Annotated in this window: 28 protein-coding genes and 1 tRNA gene; 15 read left to right on the top strand and 14 right to left on the bottom strand. The window is 63.5% G+C overall.

Annotated features, from left to right (window positions below; translation table 11 throughout):
* Positions 1 to 60 precede the first annotated feature (60 nt).
* On the top strand, positions 61 to 945 hold the full coding sequence (locus tag QP181_RS02575) for a diacylglycerol/lipid kinase family protein (protein ID WP_333927479.1): 885 nt from the start codon (positions 61 to 63) through the stop codon (positions 943 to 945).
* Between the two features lie 184 nt (positions 946 to 1,129).
* Here QP181_RS02575 and QP181_RS02570 read toward each other — a convergent pair whose 3' ends face one another.
* Complete coding sequence (locus QP181_RS02570; RefSeq protein ID WP_333927478.1) at positions 1,130 to 2,191, bottom strand: sensor histidine kinase; 1,062 nt, start codon at positions 2,189 to 2,191, stop codon at positions 1,130 to 1,132.
* 279 nt (positions 2,192 to 2,470) lie between these two features.
* Between QP181_RS02570 and QP181_RS02565 the strand changes: the two genes are divergently transcribed.
* On the top strand, positions 2,471 to 2,977 hold the full coding sequence (locus tag QP181_RS02565) for a Uma2 family endonuclease (protein WP_333927477.1): 507 nt from the start codon (positions 2,471 to 2,473) through the stop codon (positions 2,975 to 2,977).
* Here the strand turns inward: QP181_RS02565 and QP181_RS02560 are convergent, their stop codons facing one another.
* Positions 2,978 to 3,445 (bottom strand): hypothetical protein, encoded by a 468-nt coding sequence (locus QP181_RS02560; RefSeq protein ID WP_333927476.1) that lies wholly within the window; start codon positions 3,443 to 3,445, stop codon positions 2,978 to 2,980. It lies immediately after the preceding gene.
* A gap of 7 nt (positions 3,446 to 3,452) precedes the next feature.
* Complete coding sequence (ettA, locus tag QP181_RS02555) at positions 3,453 to 5,132, bottom strand: energy-dependent translational throttle protein EttA (RefSeq protein WP_333927475.1); 1,680 nt, start codon at positions 5,130 to 5,132, stop codon at positions 3,453 to 3,455.
* A 122-nt stretch (positions 5,133 to 5,254) separates the two neighbouring features.
* On the opposite strand from ettA, the gene QP181_RS02550 reads away from it, so the two are divergent.
* From QP181_RS02550 to QP181_RS02540, 3 genes are all read left to right on the top strand, one after another.
* Positions 5,255 to 6,658: a M20/M25/M40 family metallo-hydrolase gene (locus QP181_RS02550; protein ID WP_333927474.1), complete on the top strand. Its 1,404-nt coding sequence runs from the start codon at positions 5,255 to 5,257 to the stop codon at positions 6,656 to 6,658.
* 154 nt (positions 6,659 to 6,812) lie between these two features.
* Entirely contained in the window at positions 6,813 to 7,079 is a 267-nt protein-coding gene (locus QP181_RS02545) for a hypothetical protein (RefSeq protein WP_031393308.1), read from the top strand.
* Positions 7,080 to 7,214: 135 nt separating this feature from the next.
* Positions 7,215 to 7,290 (top strand) — tRNA-Ile (locus QP181_RS02540).
* 165 nt (positions 7,291 to 7,455) lie between these two features.
* Here the strand turns inward: QP181_RS02540 and QP181_RS02535 are convergent.
* Positions 7,456 to 7,746 (bottom strand): hypothetical protein, encoded by a 291-nt coding sequence (locus QP181_RS02535; RefSeq protein ID WP_333927473.1) that lies wholly within the window; start codon positions 7,744 to 7,746, stop codon positions 7,456 to 7,458.
* Positions 7,743 to 8,435 carry a hypothetical protein gene (locus QP181_RS02530; RefSeq protein ID WP_333927472.1) on the bottom strand — a complete coding sequence of 231 codons (693 nt, stop codon included), beginning with the start codon at positions 8,433 to 8,435 and terminating at the stop codon, positions 7,743 to 7,745. Before QP181_RS02530 ends, QP181_RS02535 begins: the two co-directional genes overlap by 4 nt.
* Positions 8,436 to 8,544: 109 nt before the next feature.
* On the opposite strand from QP181_RS02530, the gene QP181_RS19875 reads away from it, so the two are divergent.
* Together QP181_RS19875 and QP181_RS02525 are read left to right on the top strand one after the other, a co-directional pair.
* Positions 8,545 to 8,706, top strand: a complete 162-nt coding sequence (locus tag QP181_RS19875; RefSeq protein ID WP_443027508.1) for a ribbon-helix-helix protein, CopG family — start codon at positions 8,545 to 8,547, stop codon at positions 8,704 to 8,706.
* Positions 8,707 to 8,722: 16 nt separating this feature from the next.
* Entirely contained in the window at positions 8,723 to 10,024 is a 1,302-nt protein-coding gene (locus QP181_RS02525; protein WP_333927471.1) for a tyrosine-type recombinase/integrase, read from the top strand.
* Here QP181_RS02525 and QP181_RS02520 read toward each other — a convergent pair.
* The 9 genes from QP181_RS02520 to QP181_RS02480 form a co-directional block, all read right to left on the bottom strand.
* Positions 10,009 to 10,176, bottom strand: coding sequence for a helix-turn-helix transcriptional regulator (locus QP181_RS02520; protein WP_333929529.1), 168 nt, complete (start codon positions 10,174 to 10,176; stop codon positions 10,009 to 10,011). The genes QP181_RS02525 and QP181_RS02520 overlap by 16 nt on opposite strands.
* Positions 10,177 to 10,224: 48 nt before the next feature.
* Positions 10,225 to 11,007: a hypothetical protein gene (locus QP181_RS02515; RefSeq protein ID WP_333927470.1), complete on the bottom strand. Its 783-nt coding sequence runs from the start codon at positions 11,005 to 11,007 to the stop codon at positions 10,225 to 10,227.
* Between the two features lie 362 nt (positions 11,008 to 11,369).
* Positions 11,370 to 11,678: a hypothetical protein gene (locus tag QP181_RS02510; RefSeq protein WP_333927469.1), complete on the bottom strand. Its 309-nt coding sequence runs from the start codon at positions 11,676 to 11,678 to the stop codon at positions 11,370 to 11,372.
* A complete protein-coding gene (locus QP181_RS02505) occupies positions 11,668 to 11,958 on the bottom strand; it encodes a hypothetical protein (protein WP_333927468.1) in 291 nt (96 codons plus the stop codon). The genes QP181_RS02510 and QP181_RS02505 overlap by 11 nt, the downstream gene beginning before the upstream one ends.
* Positions 11,955 to 12,401: a hypothetical protein gene (locus tag QP181_RS02500; protein WP_333927467.1), complete on the bottom strand. Its 447-nt coding sequence runs from the start codon at positions 12,399 to 12,401 to the stop codon at positions 11,955 to 11,957. The genes QP181_RS02505 and QP181_RS02500 overlap by 4 nt, the downstream gene beginning before the upstream one ends.
* Entirely contained in the window at positions 12,367 to 12,795 is a 429-nt protein-coding gene (locus tag QP181_RS02495; RefSeq protein WP_443027507.1) for a DUF968 domain-containing protein, read from the bottom strand. The genes QP181_RS02500 and QP181_RS02495 overlap by 35 nt, the downstream gene beginning before the upstream one ends.
* 100 nt (positions 12,796 to 12,895) lie before the next feature.
* Entirely contained in the window at positions 12,896 to 13,267 is a 372-nt protein-coding gene (locus tag QP181_RS02490; protein ID WP_333927465.1) for a hypothetical protein, read from the bottom strand.
* Positions 13,268 to 13,319: 52 nt separating this feature from the next.
* On the bottom strand, positions 13,320 to 13,619 hold the full coding sequence (locus QP181_RS02485) for a hypothetical protein (protein ID WP_333927464.1): 300 nt from the start codon (positions 13,617 to 13,619) through the stop codon (positions 13,320 to 13,322).
* Positions 13,619 to 14,329: a S24 family peptidase gene (locus QP181_RS02480; protein WP_333927463.1), complete on the bottom strand. Its 711-nt coding sequence runs from the start codon at positions 14,327 to 14,329 to the stop codon at positions 13,619 to 13,621. The genes QP181_RS02485 and QP181_RS02480 overlap by 1 nt, the downstream gene beginning before the upstream one ends.
* Positions 14,330 to 14,428: 99 nt before the next feature.
* On the opposite strand from QP181_RS02480, the gene QP181_RS02475 reads away from it, so the two are divergent.
* The 8 genes from QP181_RS02475 to QP181_RS02440 all read left to right on the top strand — a co-directional run bounded on the left by QP181_RS02475 (position 14,429) and on the right by QP181_RS02440 (position 19,797).
* Positions 14,429 to 14,737, top strand: a complete 309-nt coding sequence (locus QP181_RS02475) for a hypothetical protein (RefSeq protein ID WP_333927462.1) — start codon at positions 14,429 to 14,431, stop codon at positions 14,735 to 14,737.
* The gene (locus QP181_RS02470; RefSeq protein ID WP_333927461.1) at positions 14,734 to 15,174 is read left to right on the top strand and encodes a hypothetical protein; all 441 of its coding nucleotides are present in this window, start codon (positions 14,734 to 14,736) and stop codon (positions 15,172 to 15,174) included. Before QP181_RS02475 ends, QP181_RS02470 begins: the two co-directional genes overlap by 4 nt.
* Positions 15,175 to 15,186: 12 nt before the next feature.
* Positions 15,187 to 16,158 carry a phage tail tube protein gene (locus QP181_RS02465; protein WP_333927460.1) on the top strand — a complete coding sequence of 324 codons (972 nt, stop codon included), beginning with the start codon at positions 15,187 to 15,189 and terminating at the stop codon, positions 16,156 to 16,158.
* Positions 16,159 to 16,317: 159 nt separating this feature from the next.
* Entirely contained in the window at positions 16,318 to 16,716 is a 399-nt protein-coding gene (locus tag QP181_RS02460; protein ID WP_333927459.1) for a hypothetical protein, read from the top strand.
* Entirely contained in the window at positions 16,701 to 16,904 is a 204-nt protein-coding gene (locus QP181_RS02455) for a DUF7697 family protein (protein ID WP_333927457.1), read from the top strand. Before QP181_RS02460 ends, QP181_RS02455 begins: the two co-directional genes overlap by 16 nt.
* An 87-nt stretch (positions 16,905 to 16,991) precedes the next feature.
* Positions 16,992 to 18,083, top strand: coding sequence for a hypothetical protein (locus QP181_RS02450; RefSeq protein ID WP_333927456.1), 1,092 nt, complete (start codon positions 16,992 to 16,994; stop codon positions 18,081 to 18,083).
* 113 nt (positions 18,084 to 18,196) lie between these two features.
* Positions 18,197 to 19,510, top strand: coding sequence for a hypothetical protein (locus QP181_RS02445; protein ID WP_333927455.1), 1,314 nt, complete (start codon positions 18,197 to 18,199; stop codon positions 19,508 to 19,510).
* 107 nt (positions 19,511 to 19,617) lie between these two features.
* Positions 19,618 to 19,797, top strand: a complete 180-nt coding sequence (locus QP181_RS02440) for a hypothetical protein (protein ID WP_333927454.1) — start codon at positions 19,618 to 19,620, stop codon at positions 19,795 to 19,797.
* Positions 19,798 to 20,618 lie beyond the last annotated feature (821 nt).

Below are 20,618 nucleotides of genomic sequence, written 5' to 3'. Positions count from 1 at the left end.
ATCAAGCATTACGCAAGAGCGTTACGGATGCGAAACCGCATGCCGTGCGTTGGGGGCCTTATGTCGAACGATACGATCACGTCCGCGGCGCTCGTCGTCAATGCCAAGTCGCGCAAGGGCCAGAAGCTGTTCAAGCGCGCCTGTGCGGCGATGTCGGGGCTGCCCTATGAGGTCGATGCGCATGCGGTCGAGGATCCGAAGGACCTTGAGGCCACCGTCCTGCGCGCGCTGGCGAAGAAGCCCGACCTGCTGATCCTCGGCGGCGGCGACGGCACGGTCAGCGGCTTGGTCGACTTGATGGTCGGCCACGACGTGATCCTCGGTGTCCTCCCGCTCGGTACCGCCAACAGTTTCGCACGCACGCTTGGCATTCCGCTGAATATCGAGGGCGCGGTCGAAGTCATTCGCACCGGCAAGCCACGGCGGATCGATCTCGGCATGATCGACGGCGATTATTTCGCGAACTGCGCCGCGATGGGCATCAGCCCGAAAATCGCCGAAACCGTCCCGCACGGGTTGAAGAAGATCTTCGGCAAGGTCGGTTATCTCGCCTGGGCGACGTATCAATATATGCGCTTCCGCCCGTTCACACTGATCGTCGGCGAGGGTCCGACCGCGGTGAAGATTCGGGTAGTCGAAGTGCGGATCTCGAACGGGCCGTATCATGGCGGCACCGAACTGGTGGATGCAGCCGCGGTCGATTCGGGTGAGATCGTCGTGCAGGCGGTGATGGGCCATGTGAAGCGCCGGCTGGTGCAGAACTGGTTCTCCAGCGTGTTCCGGCTTGAATCGCGGCATGAGAAGGTGCGGGACTTTCGCGGGAAGAGCCTGAAGATCAACACCATCCCGCCCTTGCCGATCTCGATCGACGGCGAGGTGCTGGCGAAGACCCCGGTCACGGCGAAGGTCGCGGCCGGGATCATCCGGGTTATGGCGCCTGCCTGAAAGCGAAGGTCAGCCCCCGCCCCCTTGTTCTCCCGCGAAGGCGGGAGCCCAGTCTGGATCCCCGCCTTCGCGGGGAAACAATTACCGGGCAACATCGTCTGAGATCGCACCACCCCGGCGAAGGCCGGGGCCCAATTGGAAAGGTCGCAGCAGCGAAGCGCCGCGCTCAGTTTAGAGACGCTGCCTAAGCAGCCTCCTCAACCCGCGGATCAGGCACGTCGAGCGTCGCGCACGTCCCTACCGCAGCATTCTCGATCGTCACGGTTCCGCGCAACTGGCGCGCAAGGCTGCCGATCATCCGCATCCCGAGACTCTTGCGTGACGCTACCTTCAGGTCGAAGTCCACCGGCAATCCGCCGCCCTCGTCCGACACCGTCAGGACGATCCGCCCATCCGCGCTGCGCACGGTGATCAGGATCACGCCACCGTCGTCGCCATAGGCATATTTGATCGCATTGGTGACCAACTCGGTGACCAGCAGCCCCATCGGGATCGCCACGTCCGCGCTGATCAGGATCGGTTCGATATCGCAGTCGATCCGGTGGTTGAGCGATTGCTCGCCCAGCCCCGTCGCGATCCCGCAGACCAGATCGTTGAGCGCGACGATGCCGACCCGATCGCCGCGCCAAAGCTGGTCGTGCGTCTGCGCGATCGCGGTGATCCGCGCCTGCGCATCGCCGAGCAGCCGCCGGATCCGCGGATCGTCGTCCTCCTGCATCTGCAGATTGAGCATCGCCGAAACGAGCGCGAGGCTGTTCTTCACGCGGTGGCTCGCCTCGCGGGTGAGCAGCTCCTGATGCTCCATCGCCTCGCTCAGCCGCTGTTCGGCCTGCTGCCGCTCGATCGCGACGCCGATGAGGTTGGCGAACCCTTGCATGAACGCGAAATCGGCGGGCTCGAACTGGCCTTCGTCGGGACTGTCGACCTCGAGCACACCGAAGCGCTTGCCCGACGTCTCGACGAGCACGTTGATCGCGCGCCGGATATTGTGCCTCGCCATGAACTCAGGGGTCCGGAACCGCTGTTCGTTCTCGAGATGGTTCGAGATCACCGGCAGCCCCGTCTCCAGCGCGAACCCGGCAGGCGAGCCGAGATCGGTGCGCATCTCGGTCGACCCGACCACGCCCGGCTCCCAGCCGATGCCTGCCCGCACCAGCAGCGTATCCTGTTCGGGGCGATATTCGAGGAACTTGCAATATTTCGAGCGCATCCCCTCGCCGCACAATTCGGTGGCGCGCTGCAACATCGGCTGCAGATCGCGCGCGCAGAGCCTCGATCCCGAAATCGGCGAGGATCGATTGCTGACGCAGGCGGTACTCAAGCTCGCCCGCACCCGGAGCAGTATCCCCGCCGGGAGAGTTTTCGACGATAGCCACGTTGAACTCCGCTATACTGGACGCGTCCGGGGGCGTGATCGGAACGCCTTGGGGACTCTCGCAGATCATGGTAGATCGCCCCCATGAACGAGATGGTGCCTCTTACCACCGTGCCGCTCCCCGTAAAGCTTCGGGTCGAGGACTATCTGATGCTCGACGCCGCCGGCGCGTTCGAGGGCTATAGCAAGACCGAGCTGCTGGACGGGGAAATCGTCTACATGAACGCGCAGCACCGGCCGCACGCGCGGATCAAGTCACGGCTGTTCCGCCTGATCGCTGATGCGCTCGATAATCTGCCGATCAATCTGGAGGCGTTGGTCGAAGGATCGGTTTCGATGCCGCCCTACAACGTCCCGGAGCCCGATATCGCCGTGACCGCAGAGCCGGAGGGCGAGGGCCTGATCCCGCTTGCATCGCTCGCACTGGTGATCGAAGTTGCCGATACTACGCTGCGCAACGACCTCGGCCGCACGCGCAAGATCTATGCGCGCGAAGGTATTGCCGAATATTGGGTAGTCAACGTCCGCGCCGGGATGATCCACCAGATGTGGGCGCCGGTTGGTGATAGCTTCACCCGGTCACGTGAGATACCCTTCGACACGGGAATCGAGTCGACGACGATCCCGGACTTGAGGGTAAACACCACCGTGCTTTAGTCAGTGCATCGCCTGCCGGACGAAACTCTGTGCGCCTGCCGGATCGAGCAACGCCAACGTGCCGCCCTGAAAGTTCGGATCATACATGACCTCGGACCGGGTCCATTCGGGCACCTGCACCGCGTCCAGCGAGGCGGCATCCGACTGCTCGATTTCCGCAAGCTCAAGCCCAGGCAGCGCCGCGAACAGCGCGTATTCCTCAAGCGTCAGATACGTCGTCACCAGCGGCCGCGCGAGCGGATCAGGGACGTCGTATTTCTTCGACAACTTCAGCACCACGCGCCCGCCGACGCTGTCGGTCATCCGCCGCAGCCCGCACCGCGTATCCATAATGTAGAGATCCTCGATCAGGATCGATCGGCAACCAGCCAGCGATGGCCGCTTCAGAGGATCGACGAGGAACCGCCGCTCACGCTCGACATGCGAGTATTTGTGAGCCGCCAGTTCCTCGTCAAGGCCTCTCAGCACGCCATGATCAGCGAGTCAGCTTCTTGTAGGACAGCGCGGTCGGACGATCCGCCGCATCGCCCAGACGGCGGCGCTTGTCCTCTTCGTAGGATTCGAAATTGCCCTCGAACCATTCGACATGGCTGTTGCCCTCGAACGCCAGGATGTGCGTAGCCAGACGATCCAGGAAGAAGCGATCGTGGCTGATCACCACCGCGCACCCTGCGAAATTCTCGATCGCTTCCTCGAGCGCTCCCAAGGTCTCGACATCGAGATCGTTGGTGGGCTCGTCGAGCAGCAGCACGTTGCCGCCGCGCTTCAACATCTTGGCGATGTTGACGCGGTTGCGCTCGCCGCCCGACAGCTTGCCGACGTTCTTCTGCTGGTCCTGGCCCTTGAAGTTAAACGCCCCGACATAGGCGCGCGTCGACTGGTCGAACCCGTTGACCTTCATCGAGTCGAGGCCGTCGGAAATCTCCTCCCAGACGTTCTTCTTGTCGTCGAGATGATCGCGGCTCTGGTCGACATAGCCGAGCCGCACGGTCGAACCCTTGTCGATCGTGCCGCTGTCCGGGGTCTCCTGCCCGGTGATCAGCTTGAACAGCGTCGACTTGCCGGCGCCGTTGGGACCGATGACGCCGACGATGCCGCCTGCGGGCAGCGTGAACGAGAGGTTCTCGAACAGCAGCTTGTCGCCGTACGCCTTGGAGACGTTCTCCAGCTCGATCACCTTGCCGCCGAGACGCTCGGGCACCTGGATGACGATCTGCGCCTTGCCCGGTGAGCGGTTCTCCTGTGCGGAGACGAGGCGTTCGAAGTTGGCGATACGCGCCTTGGACTTGGTCTGGCGCGCCTTGGCACCCTGACGAATCCATTCGAGCTCGTTTTTGATCGCGGTCTGACGACCGGATTCCTCGCGGTCCTCCTGCTCGAGGCGCTTGGCCTTCTTCTCGAGATAGGTTGAGTAATTGCCCTCGTACGGGAAATACTTGCCGCGATCGAGTTCGAGCACCCAGCCAACGACGTTGTCGAGGAAATAGCGGTCATGGGTGATCATCAGCACCGCGCCCGCATAATCCTTCAGATGGTTCTCCAGCCACTGGACGCTTTCCGCGTCGAGATGGTTGGTGGGCTCGTCCAGCAGCAGGATACCCGGCTTCTGGATCAGCAGGCGGGTCAGCGCGACGCGGCGCTTCTCACCACCCGACAGCTTGTCGACCGGCCAGTCGCCCGGCGGGCAACGCAGCGCCTCCATCGCGACCTCGAGCTGGTTGTCGAGCGTCCAGCCGTCGATCGCGTCGATCTGCTCCTGAAGCGTGCCCATCTCTTCGAGCAGCGCGTCGAAGTCGGTGTCGTCCTGGGGATCGCCCATCTCGGCCGAAATCGCGTTGAAACGGTCGACCATGTCCGCAACGCCGCGCGCGCCGTCCTTGACGTTCTCCAGCACCGTCTTCGAGGCGTCGAGCTGCGGCTCCTGCTCGAGATAGCCGACGGTGACGTTCTCGCCCGGCCATGCCTCGCCGGTATAATCCTTGTCGATGCCGGCCATGATCTTGATCAGCGTCGACTTGCCCGCACCGTTGGGGCCGACGATGCCGATCTTGGCGCCATGATAGAACTGCAGGTTGATGTTCGACAGCACCGGCTTGGGCGCGCCGGGGAAGGTCTTCGTCATGTCCTTCATGACATAGGCGTATTGGCCGGCCACGTGGGTCTCCGTTCGGGTGTTCGTGAGGGCGGGATTGATCTGCGCATGTAAGGGCAGGCGCGAAGGTTGGCAACGCGCGCGCTCGGACCTAACGGTGGGTCGACTACCAAGGGGAATAGCCGATGACGCGTATCGCACCACTTCTGGCGGCCTGTGCCGTCATCACCGCCGTTCCCGTCGTGGCGCAGCGCACCGCCGCCCCGCCGACTGCGGCGGATGCGAAGGTCGCTGCACTCCGCGACAAGGCGCTGACCGACGACACCGCCTACAAGATCGTCGAGGGGATCACGACCGAGGTCGGCCCGCGCATGACCGGCACCGAGGCGGCACCGCGGGCCCGCGCCTGGTCGGTCGCCAAGCTGAAGGCGCTAGGGTTCAAGAACGTGCGGATCGAGCCATACCAGCTGCCGGTCTGGTCGCGCGGCACGGAAAGTGGCGAGCTGGTCGCCCCCTATGCGCAGACACTGCATCTGGTCGGCCTCGGCAATTCGGGCGCGACACCGCCGGGCGGGCTGACGCTGCCGATCGTGTATTTCGCGACGTACAACGATCTGGCGCTCGCCGCCGACGGCAGCCTGAAAGGCAAGATCGCGTTCGTCTCGAACGCGATGCAGCCGACCCAGGACGGGTCGAGCTATGGATCGCAGGGCACCGCGCGCTTCGTCGGACCGAACGTCGCCGCCAAGAAGGGCGCCGCGGCGATCGTGATCCGGTCGATCGGCACCGATCACGGCCGCGGGCCGCACGCGGGCAACACCAATTTCGAAGCGGGCGTGACGCCGATCCCTGCTGCGGCGCTGTCGGTTGCGGATGCCGAGCATGTTGAGCGGCTCGTAAAGTTGGGCAAGCCGGTGACGCTGAAGCTGGTGCTCGAGGACAAGCAGGCCGGGATGCAGGAATCGGGTAACGTCGTCGCCGAGGTTCCGGGCACTGATCCCAAGGCCGGCATCGTGCTGGTCGGTGGCCATCTCGACAGCTGGGATCTCGGCACCGGCGCGATCGATGACGGCGCGGGCATCGCGATCACCGCGGCTGCCGCCAAGCTCGTCATGGACAGCGGCCAGCGCCCACGCCGGACGATCCGCGTCGTCTGGTTCGGCGACGAGGAGAGCGGTGGCTTCGGTGGTGCCGCCTACGCCAAGGCGCACGCCGGCGAGCGCCACGCGACCGCTGCCGAATCGGATTTCGGTGCCGATCGCGTCTGGCGGTTCGAGAGCAGCCTGCCCGCCGCCGCCAAGCCCATCGAGAATCGCCTGGCGGTCGCGCTCGCCCCGCTCGGGATCGTCCGTGGTGCCGACACCCCCCATGGTGGCACCGATGTCGGCCCGGTAATCGCCACGGGGGTAGCCGGAATCGACCTCAATCAATCGGGCCTGCGCTACTTCGATTACCATCATACGCCCGAGGATACGCTGGATCTGATCGACCCCGAACAGCTTCGCCAGAACGTCGCGGCCTGGACCGCGATGATCGCGACGGTCGCCAACGCGCCTGAGGAAATCGGTTCAATCGTGCCCGGAAAGTGACCAGTCGCAGCAACCGAAACGTCATCGTTCTGCCGCAAACCTTGCGGACAGATGAATTTAGCGGATTGACCGCCCGCCGGGGTCCGCTATTTGACGTGACTTCGCGACGGCAATCGGGTCGGCCGCGAGTGAAACTATGCTTGGGAGCATTCGAATGAAGAAGATCGTTCTGATCGCTGCTGCCGCCGGCCTGATGTCCGTCGCAGCCTGCAGCAAGTCGCCAGAAGCCGCCGCCGTTGAGAACAACGCGGACATGCTGGCTGACAACATGGAAATGCAGGCTGACAACATGGACGCCATGGCGGACAACACCTCGAACGCAGTCGCTACCGACGTGCTCGAGAACGCTGCTGACAACATGAACGCAGCTGCCGACAACGTCCGTGACGCTGCCGACGAGAAGACCGACAACATGAACTAAAATCTGTCGGGCGTTTCTACGCTCGATAGGATTTAGTGTCGGAAAGGGCGTTCCTTCGGGAGCGCCCTTTTTCTTTGCGCATTTGCTTTGCGCCCTTTTGCGCGATGATCGCTTGCGCTAACGCAGGCGCCGGTGGGGCCTGTAGCTCAACGGTTAGAGCTGGCCGCTCATAACGGCTAGGTTGCGGGTTCGATTCCTGCCGGGCCCACCAATTTCCTCAATCATCACTACCTTACCTCGTCAAGAAGCCGCAGAAACCCGTGGTTTGTGGGGGTCTTTCTTCTCACACGTTCCATATGGCGAACTGAGAGAGCGGCGCAGATGGGGTAACCCTTGGGGGTATTCCTTGAAACGGCGGCGGCGATACCCCCGAACATCACGATTCGGCGCCGGTTTCCGCGGCTTGACCTGCCTCAGAGGCGGGGGACTGGATTGCCAGTGCCTCCTCCTGGATCTCGTCACGAAGCTGGCTGAGGGCAGCATAGCGCGCGGCGTAGATCGCCTTGTCGGCTGCCAATCGCGGCGGATTGCCGATGTAGTTTCGGCCGTCCGGTGACATCTGCTTCATAGCCTCCATCGCCGTCGCAATGCCGCGCATGGCAGCGATACGCTGCTCCACCAGTTCACGACGCGTATCTCCGTTCATGGTGATGATCGGGCGCATCATGCTTTTTCCGCCTTCGTCCGAGCGAGCGCAGCGACCGATCCCACCTCCGGCTCCCATGCCACGGGATCAGCTAAGCCATGACCTCGGCACTTGCCGGCGCAGAGGAAGCATGACCCACGCGCCTGCGTGAGCTCGGCGAACCTCTCCAGGAAGCGGCGGCGGCCCTCTTCCGGTGACCAGCATTCGACCGTGATCGCGGCGGCCTCGCCGGTTGCGCTCCAGTCGATCTCTGGGCGGGCCATGATCTGCCGCGCTTCGGCCAGGCACATCGCGTTGTCAGCGACCTTCACCGTCGCATCCAGATCGGGCACCAGGTCGAAGCGGTCGCAGACTGCCGACCAGATCCCGGCCTCAATCTCCGCATAGTTCGACAGCCCCCGCTTGAGTGGCCGCGGGATGTCGACGCAATAGGCCTCGGTCGCGTCGTGCATCAGCGCCTGCAACGCGTGCTCCGGCGGCACGATCCGGCTGCACCACACGCTGTGCTCGGCGACCGAATAGAACCGCTGGACGTGACCACCGAAGCGGCAAAGCATCGACAGCCCATGCGCGATATCCTCGATGCAGATCTCATCGGCGCGAGGATCGAACGGCCAGAATGCGCGACCGCTCGCGACCTGCATCCAATCACCCTTCCTCTGCGCCTCGGTGCTCGCGGTGGTCGGTGCGGCGCTGAGTTCTACGGTCATGCTTGCCTCCTGTGGGTGTGTAAGTTGTGTAAGGTATGCGGTTGCACAGGTCAAGTGAGTTGTGTAACTGGCTGTTGTGCAGCGACGTCAGCCACGGCACACGGCGCGGATGGAGAAGAAAGACGTGAGGGTTCAGCTAGTGATCTCGCCGAGCGAGATAGAGGCCCTGGACGCATGGCGAGCGAAGGAGCGCATCTGGTCGAGGTCGGAAGCGATTCGGCAGCTGATCGCGCGCGGCGTGACGCCAGAGCCGCAGCGCCGCGGCGGGTGACCAGCGGCGGCGCCCCATGCTGACCGTTGTCCAAGCCCGCAACGCGAAAGCTGGCCCCAAGGCCTACAAGCTCGCAGACGAGAAGGGTCTGTACCTGTTCGTGACTCCGAAGGGCACGAAGTCCTGGCGGATGAAGTACCGGTACGGCGGGAAAGAGAAGGTCCTGACGTTCGGCCAGTTCCCTGAGGTGTCGATGTCGGAGGCGCGCGACCGGCGCGACGAGGCGCGGGCGACGCTGCGGCGTGACAAGGACCCGGCGATCGAGGCGGAACGCGACCGGCGCGCGGCGATCGCAGCGATAGGTGCGACGTTCCAGGCAAGCGCGTTGGCGTGGCATGAGGACGAGCGGCCGCGCTGGTCGCCCCGGCATGCGGTCGTCGTGTCGAACGCCCTGCACCGCGACGTCTTCCCCGACCTCGGCAAGCTTCCGATCGCGGACGTCGACGGCCCCCTGATCCTGAAGGCGCTGCGGAAGATCGAGCGACGCGGATCGATCGAGACGGCCAAGCGGGTGCTGGGCTACATGAGCGCCATCTTCGTGCGTGCGAAGGGCGAGCACCTCGTGACGGTGAACCCGACCACGGACCTGATCAACGCGCTGAAGCCCACGCCCCGCGGGTCGAAGCAGCCGGCATTGACCGCCCTCCCCGACCTGCTGACCCTCCAGCGCATAGTGGACGCCTCGACGTCCAACCCGACCACAAAGCTCGCGTCGCGCCTGCTCGCGATGACCGCGGTTCGCGTGGGCGTCCTGCGCACGGCGACGTGGGACGAGTTCGAAGGAATCGACTGGGCTGACATCGACTCCCCTGCCCCAGCTGCACTGTGGCGGATCTCGGCGGAACGGATGAAGCTCGAGGTCGAGGACAAGGGGGACGAGGCATTCGACCACGACGTGCCCCTGCCGGCCGCGGCGGTCGACGCGTTGCGCGCGCTGCACCAGATGACAGGGCGCGGGCGGCTGCTGTTCCCGGGGAACCTGGCGGCCAAGGAACCCATGAGCGATGCGGCGCTGAGCTCCCTCTACAAGCGCATGGACGGCGGCCGGTACAAGGGCCGGCACGTCCCGCACGGCTGGCGCTCTGCGTTCTCCACCAACATGAACGAGTGGGCCATGGAGCACGGCAAGGAAGGCGACCGGCTGCTGATCGACCTGATGCTCGCGCACCGGCCGAAGGGCGTATCGGGATCCGAGTTCGCCTACATGCGCGCCAAGTTCAAGGAACGCCGGCGGACGCTGGCCGAGACGTGGGCCGCGATGATCACTGAGGGGCTGGCGCATCCTTACGACCTGATCCGCGATCAGGCGGCGCGGTAGCCGGTCGGGTCGGCGACGAACTTGTCGATGTCGCTTTCGTACCAGGCGACCGACTTCGGCCCGAGCCGCACCTTCGGCGGGAACGTCTTCTGCTCCCCTCGACGGTAGACGGTGGCGACAGATAGACCAGTGCGCCGGCGGACATCGGCGATGCGCAGGAGGCAGTCGCCGCGGCGGTCGACGGTGGCGCGCGGAATCGGTCATTGGTTCGATCCTTGTCCAAACATATGCTCGTTGAGTTCGGGAACCCCCGCCGTCGCCCCCTGCTCAAGGTGCTGGCGGACTGGGCGAGACTGCTTTGCCCAGGCCTCAAACACCTCGCGGTCGCCGTTGCAGCACGACCAATAGGGCTTGTTCGGGCGCGTGCCGTTACGCCCCCAGCTGGACCTACGATCATACCGAAGGGTTGCCGGCGCTATCTGCATGCCGGGAAACTCAAACGACACAGCTACTTGGTCGATATGCCAGCGGCCGTCCTTGGCGGTGGTCGCGTAAGCGTGTGCCCCCTTCTCGCTTCCGATGCCCTCACCTTTGACGATAACTGCATCGGGGAACCTGGCCTTCACCAAACGGCGGAAGCGGCGGATCCACCTCATCTGCACTCGCTCAGCCTTGGCGCGGGTCAACTTGTACTCAGCCTCGCAAACGGCGTTGCAGTAAGCGATTGACCGCTGCGACCCGATGATGTCGTCGAGGGCAATGTCGCGCTCCCAGCACATGTCGCTGTCGATCCGGCGCCCGCAGCTGCCGCACTCGAAGTCCCACCCTGCCTCGACCATCGCGGAAAGGGGGACGTCGCCGTGTTCCGCGTATTCGTCGGCCCATTTGGCGCGGCGACAGGTGACATAGCCGAACTCGCCGTCCGCATACTGGTTTGCGCCGATCCGTCGGGCGGTGATCGCGTGCTTCGCAAACACGATGCCCCCGGTGTTCTCGTTCTCCTCGGTCACGGAAAACGCCTTGAGCCTCGCAATCGCCGCCACGTCAGCCACGACGGGCTGCCAATGTGGTTGGCTGGGCGTCGGCCTCGTCAGCGCGCAGCGGAGGTAGAGACGTCCTGAGGGGCAGGACCGAGGCGGTCGGGGAAACGGGGTGGCGCGCGATCGGCCAGGGGCGCCCGCAGGCGGTGTCCCAGATGCGCGCCCAGTTGGGGACAAGTGAAGCGATGATGACGCCCACAGCGATTGAGGCGATGCACAGCAGGCAACCAATACCGAGGCCGTGCATGAAAGAGGTCCAGTTCACGGGCGAACTCCACGATTGAGGATTGCGAGCATCAGCTCGTTCATGACTTCGGGGGACACGCGACCGCAGAGGTCGGGCACCGGAGGCAGCGGGCGCGGCATCAGTAGCCACCCACGTAGGTCGAGACCTTGCGCGGCTTGGCGCGGGGGTCGGGGTACGGCTCGCCCTGCTCGAGCGTCGCCGCGGCCATCAGCACAACCTTCCGCTGTTCGCGCAGGAAGTCGGGCGGGAAGCCGACCTTCGTGACCTTTGACGGTGCGCGCAGCCGGCCCACGTCAGGGATGCCGACCGTCTTTCCGTCGACCAGCAGAGACAGGACCGCGGCGAACACCTTGTCCGCTGCCCATGTCGCTTCGTCGCGCGCGATCCCGGTCTCGACCAAGCGATCGATCAACTGCTTATCGGCCACGGGGAAGCTCCATCCACTGGGTCCAACCCGACGGAAGGATCACCTTCGCGCGCTTGCCGTCCTTCGTGATCGCGAGGCACGGAAGCACTACCTCGACCTTCGGGGGCGCCATGAACCAGTTGACCGCGTCGACCTCGCCGGCGCGCAGGATAGTTGCGGTGCGGACGACTAGCGGATCCTTGCCCAGCTTCATGAGCACGCTGACCTGCTGAACCGTCCAGCGCGAGCCATCCTGTTCGCTGCCCTGCCAGTTCGATGAGGGGGCGCAGACTATCGTCATGCGCAGGCCCTCAGATATTCGACAGCGGCGACCCCTGCCCCATCCAGATGGCGGCTGCGGCGTGCGATTGATTCCGCCTCAATCGCCAGCGCCTGGTCGGCGATCGCCTGCCGCGCGAGGACATCGGCCGCGGCGGCAACGGACGCCTCCAGCTGCTCCATGTTCGGGCGGCGACCCATCTTCTGGCGAAGGAACTCGTGCTGATCGATGATCAGGCGCAGCGCGGACGCCGGCTTGATGCCCATGCGCCCCGCGCGCATCGACAGCGTGTCTCGGATCGCCGCGGCGTGCGCCACAGCGGCGGGTACGGCGGGGTGCTCTTCCTTGCCCCGGAGATAGATCACGCGGTCCTCAGCCAGCCGCAGACGGTGGCACGCGGACGACATGTCGATGATCGTCTGATCAAGGTCAGGATCGTGGGATTTGATGGTGCGGCCGGTCACGCTGCACGCCCCGCTGCGGCGCTGGATCAGCGGCGAGCTCGCGCTCCCATGCCGATCGGCCCGGCCACTCGGTCCAATATACCGACGACAGCGCAACCGCATCGCCGAGCGGCAGCATCTTCTCGAACGTCATCCAGCCGGCGGAATGCTGAGCCTTGTGGCAGTCGTCGCAGAGCGGGATGCAGGCGCTATCGGGCGCCTTCGACGCCATGCCCTTTCCGCCCGCGTGGTCGACGTGCGCCGCCACGACTGGGTTGGTCAGGTCACCGGTATGCAGGCACTTCGCGCACGGCACCTTACGCAACCAGCGCTTGTATTCCTCAGCGCACTTCCACGCCGGGCGCCCTGCCCGCGGCGGCTTCCGAGTTTGAAATGCTGAACGGGGCAAACCCACGTTGATCTCCCGACAAGCCGGGATGGCCTGTTGGGGTGAGTTAGTAGGACACGTCCTACTCTGTCAACTGGAAAGTGGGACGCGTCCTACTAAACTACCGCTAGTGCAGTACGCCGAGTTTCTGCAGAAGGATCAGCAGTCCGGTCAGTCCGGTCACAGACCCAATGGCGGCCGTCACGACGAACCCCTTGCCGGGGAGCAAGTCTACTTTCGTTTTAAGTGTCGCTAAATCCGTGGGCACGGACGACATGCGCCCGGAAAGCTCGACGAACCTCTCCTTCAGATCCGCTAAACCTTGCGTGTTCAGACGGACATCACTGCGCATATCGGCGAGCTTTCCGTCGACCTTCGCGAAGATGAACTCTTGATCCTGCGGTGTCATCGTAGATCCCTGGATTCCGGCGGGTTTTGATGTCGGCGTTTGGCCAAAGGTGACGCCGGCACCTGTGATCCCGGCACCCATCGCACCCATGACCATTGCATAGCTGGGAAGCTTGGTCGATCCGGAACTGCTCAGTGGCGGCTTAGTCACCCTCTGGCGCACCATGAGTTGCCTCAACCTGGTTCGCAATCTCTAGCAACTGGGCTGCCATGAAACGCAGCGCCTCCCGGGGTGCGGCTATGGTGATCTGGGGGATATAGTGAGGTAGTTCGTTGCGCCCTTTGAAACTGATCGCGCCCAATGTGACGCGAGGAACGTCTCCGACCGTTACGAAACCGACGACGCTGTCGACGAGCACCGTAGGCACCTCGCGCCATACGACGGATAGTTCCGCTGTGTCGCCACCAACCGCGGTTAGGGACGGATCAAGTTCAATCGCCATTACAGATCCCTTGCAAACCGTATCACGCGCCCGCCGATCCGCAGTTCATTGGGATCGACCTCATAATTGTCTACGGACGGATTGTCAGAGACGACAAGAACGCGCCCATCTTTAATCGGCCGGAGTCTCTTGATCGCTGCGGCTCCGTTGATCGATACCGCCCAGATGCGGTCTGCCTGGTTAAGCGTCCGTTGCGTGGTATCAATCCAGACCAAGTCCGCGCTGTTTAGCGTGGGGTGCATGCTGTCACCGACACCTTGTGCGATCCGAAGCATGTCTGGAGCGGTCCGCGTGAAGGAACGGACGTAACCCAGATCGAACGAGACCCGCTCTTCTTCGACATAGTCATCGACATTGGCGCCTGCGCCCATGGAGAAGGCGAGGTCTAGCTTGACGATCTCGACGGTGTCGCCCCCGTCAGCAGCATGTGCGACGGGTTGGTCGGGCTCAGGGACGATCGTGGTGAGGTTCTGACCGTAGACGATGCGCACGAGCTTCTCGGACTCTAGGCCCATAACCTGGGCAATGGCCCGCAATGTCTCGGGCTGCGGGCGCTTGCTGACGCCTCGCATGATGTCGTAAATTGGCTTCCCGGTCTTCCCCATTTTCGTGCGGTAGAGTGTGTCGAAATGCTCGCGCGTTTTCCCCGACATGGAGATGGTTTTTAGCAGGACCTCCTGCAAAGGGGTCACTTGTTCGGGCTCGTCCATGTAGGACGCATCCCACATTTCGACACCAGCGGGAACGATAGGACTGTTCCTACTATTCGCACTTGACGGTAGGAGGCGTCCTACGTACATGGCTGATCCATGGACACGCCACTTCCCCCGCTGCCGGAGACGATCGAAGCGTTCCTGACGCTCCATGACATGGCTCCGGTCACGTTCGGCCGTCTGGCCGCTAAAGACCCGCACTTCGTTCGCGATATTCGCGGCGGTCGCGGGTTTCGCGTCGCCACCAAGGGGCGCAGCGCGCAGGGCCGCGATCCCAAGCCGGTGCTCATGTTCGTCATGGTGCCCAGCGTACGCCTGCCGCGCGTGCTGGATCTGGACGTCGTGGCGCAGCGCTGGGCCGCAAACTTCGAGGCTCGCTTCACCGCGCAACTGGGGGCGAAATGAGCAAGAAGCTGGATATCCTCAAGGCGCTCAAGCTGCTCACTGCGGTTGCAGTTCCTCTCGCCGAGGTGGTCGGGCTCAACGGCGAAGAAGCGGCGCCCGCGCGCGTGCCGGCAAACGGCAGAATCATCATCCGCACCGGCGACCCGGGCGAGCCGGAGATCGATCTCAGCCCGCTCGCCTATAACTGGTCGCACCGCATCCCGATCGAGTTCACGGCCGTCGAGACCGCCACGCTGACCAGCGAGGAAGCCCTCGACGCCATGCTCGTGAAGTTCGGCGCCGCGATCGCCGCGAACCGGCACCTAGGCGGGCTTTGCGACTGGCTCAGCATTGCCGCCCCCGGCAGCGAAGACATCTACACCGACGGCGCTGAGCCACCCCGCGGGGCAGAGCTCGTGTTGACCGCCACCTACGTCACCAATTCCGAACTGTCCTGAAGGAGAAGCCGAATGGCCGTCGCCCCCACCCGCGCCCGCGGCTCTAACGCCAAGGTCGTTGCCGCATTCGAAGACACTCCCGGTGTCGTTCCGGCGTCCAGCGTCCCATGGTTCAATGTGCCGCTCGTCAGCCATTCGCTCGGTGAAGAACGCCCGCTGATCGAAAGCGATCTGCTCGGCATGGGCCGTGAGATGCAGGACCCCACGCCCGACGTGGCGACCAACGATGGCGACATCGTCGTGCCGGTCGACGTGCGCAACTTCGGCCGCTGGCTGCGGCTGTTCTTCGGCGACCCGACCGTATCCGGTTCCGCAGGCGCATACACGCACGTCTTCAAGTCAGGCGCGATCGTGCTTCCATCGATGTCGATCGAGGTGGGCGCTCCCGAGGTGCCGGCATTCTCGGTCAATCGCGGCGCGCGCGGCAACCAGCTTCGCATCTCGCAGTCGCGCTCCGGCCTGCTCAATGCGACCTGCAGCCTGATCTGCATCGGTGAGACCGCGCCGGTTGCGACGACGGTCGGCGCGGCCAGTCCTGCCACGCTTGCGACCACGCGCTTCCCGCAGGCTGTCGGTTTCGTGCGCAAGGACGGCCAGCTGCTCGGCAGCGTCGTCGGCGCGGACTTCACCTATTCGAACAACCTGGAGAAAGTTGAAACGATCCAGCCCGACGGCCGCATCGAGGACAGCGACCCTGGCATGGCGCAGATGTCCGGCTCGGTGAATGTGCGCTTCAAGGATCGCGTTCTGCTCGATGCCGCGACCGCGCAGCCGCCAACGCCAATGGAACTGGCCTTCGGCTGGAACTTCGGCACGTTCAGCCTGATTTTCCTGGTCGGGCGCGTGTTCATGCCGCAGGCGAAGAAGCCCGTCACCGGGCCGAACGGTATTATGCAGGCCTTCAACTGGCAGTCGTCGAAGGCGGCATCTGGCAACTCGGTCGTGGTCACGCTGATCAACGACGTCCCCTCGTACACCGCCTGATGCTCGTCGTCCGCAAGCCGAGGGGGACGTATGGACCCCTGTGATGGGCGCCGAGGTGCTGTTCGTCCCGATTGACCGCCCGATGCTCATGCGCGCGCGCGCGCGGCGCGGGCAGTATCGGTCGCCGAGGCGGACGATGACGGCACATCGGCGATCGATATGCTCGAGGAAATGGGCGACGCCATGAGCCGCGCGCTGATTGTCGAGGGGGTGCGCGACTGGCGCGGCGTGTGCGTCATGGCTGACGAGAGCGATGAAGGCACCGGCGAGGTGCTGGAGTTCTCGGCGGAAAACCTGGCGATGGCGCTCGCCGACCCGGTCACCTTCGAGGCGTTTGACGCTGCCTATGTGATCCCGTTCGTCCAGCGCGAACGGGAACGGGAAGAGCCGGGAAACGACTTCGCCGCCTCTCCGAATGGCATTGGGGCGGCGGCGATGCCGGACAACGATACTGCCAGCAAGCCTGCGCCGCGGAAACGGGGCGGCGCTGCAACGAATGCCCGTACATCGTCGAAGAGCCGCAGACCGAGGCCGAGGAAGGCGTGTGGCGAGTCCTGACCGCCTGCGACCGCCAGCTTCGATCTGGCATGATGGGCGCCCCGGTCGGCCTCGATTTCGGCGCGATCATGACAATGGGCACCGCTCGCAAAGTTGATCTCGGTCTTCTCGCCGACGTCTTGCCCGTGATCGAACCGATCATCATCGACAACCTGTCCGGCCAAGAGCCCGACGACTTCACCGAATAGGAGGTCCGATGCCACGTCAGATCGCCATTAGACTCGGTACGGACGGTACGGGCCAAGCAGATCGCCAACGCGCTGGAAGGCGCGGACGTGCTGATCCCGCGATTCCCGGCAGATACCCTGCCAGCGACGGGATCTGACGGCCATTGCGAGATCGTCGATGGTGACGACCTCCATAGCTTCTTCGCGCTGCGTAAGTTCTCGGGCCAGTGGGTATGCGACAAGTATGCGTATTCGTCGGTCAGCGGCAGCGGCTGGGGTACGGTATCCAATCCTGACAACAGCCGCGCCGCCGGGTGCTCGACCGCCGGCGGGCTGCTGCTGAAGTCGGAGCGTGGCATGGACGTGGTGCCGCACGCGCTCGCGATCGGCCTCGACAAGAACGGCATCAAGGCTGGTCCGGTATGGCCGGCGACGCTCGAAGACTATGCGGGCGGGTACAGCGGGCCATTCCCAATCGGTGCGCTGCTGATGCTCCCCGCCAGCTTCAACGCCGAGGCGCTGGCGTTGCCCGAATCCCGCACGATCGCGCGCACGCTGAAGCTATACGGAGGGCGGATCGTCGATGCGACGCAGGACACGATGAACATATATGCCGAGATCGGCAGCGGGTGGAACCAGAGCTACGTGGACGGGAAGTGGTCGGCATCGTTCCCGGCCGATATGCAGGCGATCAAGTCGGCGCTGCGTCCGGTCGCCTCAGTCGCCGCGTGGAAGGACCGAGACGGCAAGCCGTTCACGCCCACGCCGCCTCGCTCGACGAACCTTCTATCGATGCGCGGACCGTGGAAACCGTATCCCGGCTCGAAGTTGTTCGGCCGCTACGACGCGCGCTCGGACCTATACCAGAGCGAAGCCACCACCGAGGCGCTCGCCGTCCAGCAGAGCCTGTGGACGAGCGACGAAAAGGACAAGTTCGGCTGGCAAAAGTCGTGCTGGAACCTCAACCCCGAACCGGGCGCGACGTACATCGTGCGCGCCATTGGCGGGGGCGCGATCACAGCCAAGATGCAGGTCAAGAAATCTGACTACAAAGCGTCCTATGTGGCTACGGATAAGCTTGCACCAGGCGAGTCCACGACGATCACCTGGCCGATCGAGCCGGGCACGGTAACTGAGGTCTATGTGGACAAGGCTAAAGGCGCCGGCGCCAGCATCCGGCTTGAACTCGTCAAGGCCTAAGATGCGTTATCCATACGGATTTACCCGGAGTAAACTTGGCGGTTCGTATTCTCTCATGCGGGGATCACGTCGCGTCGAATGATGCGGCTTCAGTGTGAGCGAAGGGGCAATTTATGATCGCGGTCGACCACAAGGATATTTTTAGCGATTTGGGGGCAGCCGCAGACTTGCCCGATTACGATCGCCGACGGTTACTCGCTATTCTCGCCAGCGTGCCAGTTTTTGCAGCGGGGGCCTATGCTGCTGTCAATGCTGATGGCAGTGGCGCCGGCGGTGACGGTACAGCGGTTGTGTCCGACAAGGTGACGGTCGTTACCGGCCCTTCCAGCACGCCGGTAGAGATCATGGCAACGGAAGCCGAAGCCGTTGCAACGCCAGCCGCCGCACCCCTGGCTTCCCGTGCGAGCTTGTTCTCGGCACAATCGCCGTGGAACTCCTCGCCTATTAAGCCCAGGCTGGGAGTTTACACTCTGCCAACCGCGAAGCAGATTCCCTGGATTGAAGAGGGGGCGTACTCGTCCAAAATATTTCGCGCGACGGCAAACGACAGTCCAATGACGGTCATCGCCGACGACATAGCCAACCAGCTCGAAGCTGGCGCAGTAACGATCCCACGGTTCCCCGCCGCGACTATGCCGGCGACCGGTCAGGACGGCCATTGCGAGATCTTGGACTCGGTCGACGGTACGCTCCACAGCTTCTACCAGCTACGTCGGACGGCAGGAACCTGGCGTGCTGGGAAGTATGCACGGTCGTCGGCGCAGGGAAGCGGCTGGGGCACGGTGTCAAATCCAGACAATGTGCGCGCGGCGGGCTGCTCGACGGCTGGCGGCCTTCTTCTCGCGTCGGAGCTCGGACTCGACATCGTGCCGCATGCGCTGGCGATCGGCATGGACAAGAACGCGTTCCTGCCGGGACCCGTCTGGCCCGCGACACTGCAGGATTACAACGGCGCTTCCACCTACAAGGGAACGTTCGGGCATCGTTTCCCCATGGGCAGACTGCTGATGCTGCCGGCGAATTTCGACGTCGACAAACTCGGTTTGCCGGAATCAAGAACGATCGCTCGTACCCTCAAGAAATATGGTGGCTATATAGTCGACGCGACGGTCGGCTCGCTAAACTTCTACGCTGAGACTGGTAGCGGATGGAACAAGAGCTATGTCAACGGAAGGTATAGCGCTGCCTTCGGACCCGACATGGAGGCGATTAAGGCGTCATTGCGCCAGTTGATGGTCCACAGCGGTTTTCTCGATCGCGATGGTAAGCCTTATACGCCAACGCCGTTCCGTTCGATGAATCTGTTGTCGATGCGAGGGCCTTGGCAGGGCTACAACGGTTCAAGGTCGTTCGGTAAGTATGATGCGGCGACCGATTTTTTCGGGCCGAGGCGACCACAGACCCGCGCACGATCCGCCAGCTACTAAACACGCATGATGAGTCCGACCTGTTTGGGTACAAAAGACTGAATTGGAACCTAAACCCCGAACCCGGTGTGCGGTATTTTGTACGCGCGATCGGTGCTGGCGACATTATGGCCACACTCGCGGTGAACAGCAAAAGTTTCAAACGGTATGGGGCGACTACCAAGCTTGCGCCCGGTAGTTCTGTTGCGTTCACCTGGCCGAGCGATCCGGCGACCGTGACCGAAATCTTTGTCGACAAGCCCGCGGGTGCAGCGGCAAACATCCGGCTGGAACTGGTTAAGGCCTAGCCGGGTATCGCGGCGTCACTCACCAAGGCAGAGGTGACGCCGCGATCACTCCATTCGTGGACTATGCCGGATGCCCCGACGAGAACGAAATTGACCATATCGAAATCTATTAACCCGTCCATTACGAGCGCGTGGAAGATCCTGTCGTCGTACCTCGAATCGGCTACGATCTGGCGCGCACGTTACAGCAACTCGGTGCTCGGGTTCAGATTTGGGGGACATGCCCCACCTTAAGTGTTAATGGCTTGTCCGGTGCCGCGACATACCTCGCAGGGCTTAGCGCCTACGTAATGGCCCTCCTCGCCCTGGCAAGCGACACATACCGTTCCATCAATCGGTGTATACCGCCATATTTCGGAAAAGATGATGAGCGCCACTATTGCAATACCGACGGATCCGGCGATTGCGATCGGATGTTCAGCAAGGATGGTTGTAATCTTCAGTGTCATCCCAGACCCTTTTCATCGCGTTTGGCCAGCGCGCCTATTGGAACGGCAGATCTTACGACTTGAGTCTTTTATAAATCGTTAGGACGAACCCCCTAACGGTACGGGTCATTTATGCTCCCGTGTCTAGGTATCGCGGCGCCACTCACCAAGGCAGAGATGACGCCACGACGTCGTAGAGCTAGCTTGATGTCGCCGGCTTGTCAGCCCGGAGGCGAGCCAACGCTTTCCCGAGCTCAATGTCCTGCCGCACTCCGATATCCTGACAGATCCTCGCGAACTGGGTTCCCGCCCATGTCACCCGGAAGTCAGGAGGCTGACGATCGCGGCCGAGCAGGGTCAGCCAGAGCGTATCGAACGGGTCGCGGTTCTTCG

The sequence above is a fragment of the Sphingomonas sp. LR55 genome (genome assembly GCF_036856015.1).
In the GTDB taxonomy this organism is placed as follows: Bacteria; Pseudomonadota; Alphaproteobacteria; order Sphingomonadales; family Sphingomonadaceae; genus Sphingomonas.
The sequence above is the reverse complement of the archived record's forward strand: the minus strand, read 5'-3'. Positions and strand labels throughout refer to the sequence as shown.

Coding starts and splice junctions, on each gene's coding strand:
- QP181_RS02575 (WP_333927479.1), top strand. CDS start 61: ATGTCGAACGATACGATCACGTCCGCGGCGCTCGTCGTCAATGCCAAG.
- QP181_RS02570 (WP_333927478.1), bottom strand. CDS start 2,191: ATGTTGCAGCGCGCCACCGAATTGTGCGGCGAGGGGATGCGCTCGAAA.
- QP181_RS02565 (WP_333927477.1), top strand. CDS start 2,471: ATGCTCGACGCCGCCGGCGCGTTCGAGGGCTATAGCAAGACCGAGCTG.
- QP181_RS02550 (WP_333927474.1), top strand. CDS start 5,255: ATGACGCGTATCGCACCACTTCTGGCGGCCTGTGCCGTCATCACCGCC.
- QP181_RS02545 (WP_031393308.1), top strand. CDS start 6,813: ATGAAGAAGATCGTTCTGATCGCTGCTGCCGCCGGCCTGATGTCCGTC.
- QP181_RS02535 (WP_333927473.1), bottom strand. CDS start 7,746: ATGATGCGCCCGATCATCACCATGAACGGAGATACGCGTCGTGAACTG.
- QP181_RS02530 (WP_333927472.1), bottom strand. CDS start 8,435: ATGACCGTAGAACTCAGCGCCGCACCGACCACCGCGAGCACCGAGGCG.
- QP181_RS19875 (WP_443027508.1), top strand. CDS start 8,545: ATGGAGAAGAAAGACGTGAGGGTTCAGCTAGTGATCTCGCCGAGCGAG.
- QP181_RS02525 (WP_333927471.1), top strand. CDS start 8,723: ATGCTGACCGTTGTCCAAGCCCGCAACGCGAAAGCTGGCCCCAAGGCC.
- QP181_RS02505 (WP_333927468.1), bottom strand. CDS start 11,958: ATGACGATAGTCTGCGCCCCCTCATCGAACTGGCAGGGCAGCGAACAG.
- QP181_RS02490 (WP_333927465.1), bottom strand. CDS start 13,267: ATGGGTGCGATGGGTGCCGGGATCACAGGTGCCGGCGTCACCTTTGGC.
- QP181_RS02485 (WP_333927464.1), bottom strand. CDS start 13,619: ATGGCGATTGAACTTGATCCGTCCCTAACCGCGGTTGGTGGCGACACA.
- QP181_RS02480 (WP_333927463.1), bottom strand. CDS start 14,329: ATGGACGAGCCCGAACAAGTGACCCCTTTGCAGGAGGTCCTGCTAAAA.
- QP181_RS02475 (WP_333927462.1), top strand. CDS start 14,429: ATGGACACGCCACTTCCCCCGCTGCCGGAGACGATCGAAGCGTTCCTG.
- QP181_RS02470 (WP_333927461.1), top strand. CDS start 14,734: ATGAGCAAGAAGCTGGATATCCTCAAGGCGCTCAAGCTGCTCACTGCG.
- QP181_RS02465 (WP_333927460.1), top strand. CDS start 15,187: ATGGCCGTCGCCCCCACCCGCGCCCGCGGCTCTAACGCCAAGGTCGTT.
- QP181_RS02460 (WP_333927459.1), top strand. CDS start 16,318: ATGCTCGAGGAAATGGGCGACGCCATGAGCCGCGCGCTGATTGTCGAG.
- QP181_RS02445 (WP_333927455.1), top strand. CDS start 18,197: ATGATCGCGGTCGACCACAAGGATATTTTTAGCGATTTGGGGGCAGCC.
- QP181_RS02440 (WP_333927454.1), top strand. CDS start 19,618: ATGGCCACACTCGCGGTGAACAGCAAAAGTTTCAAACGGTATGGGGCG.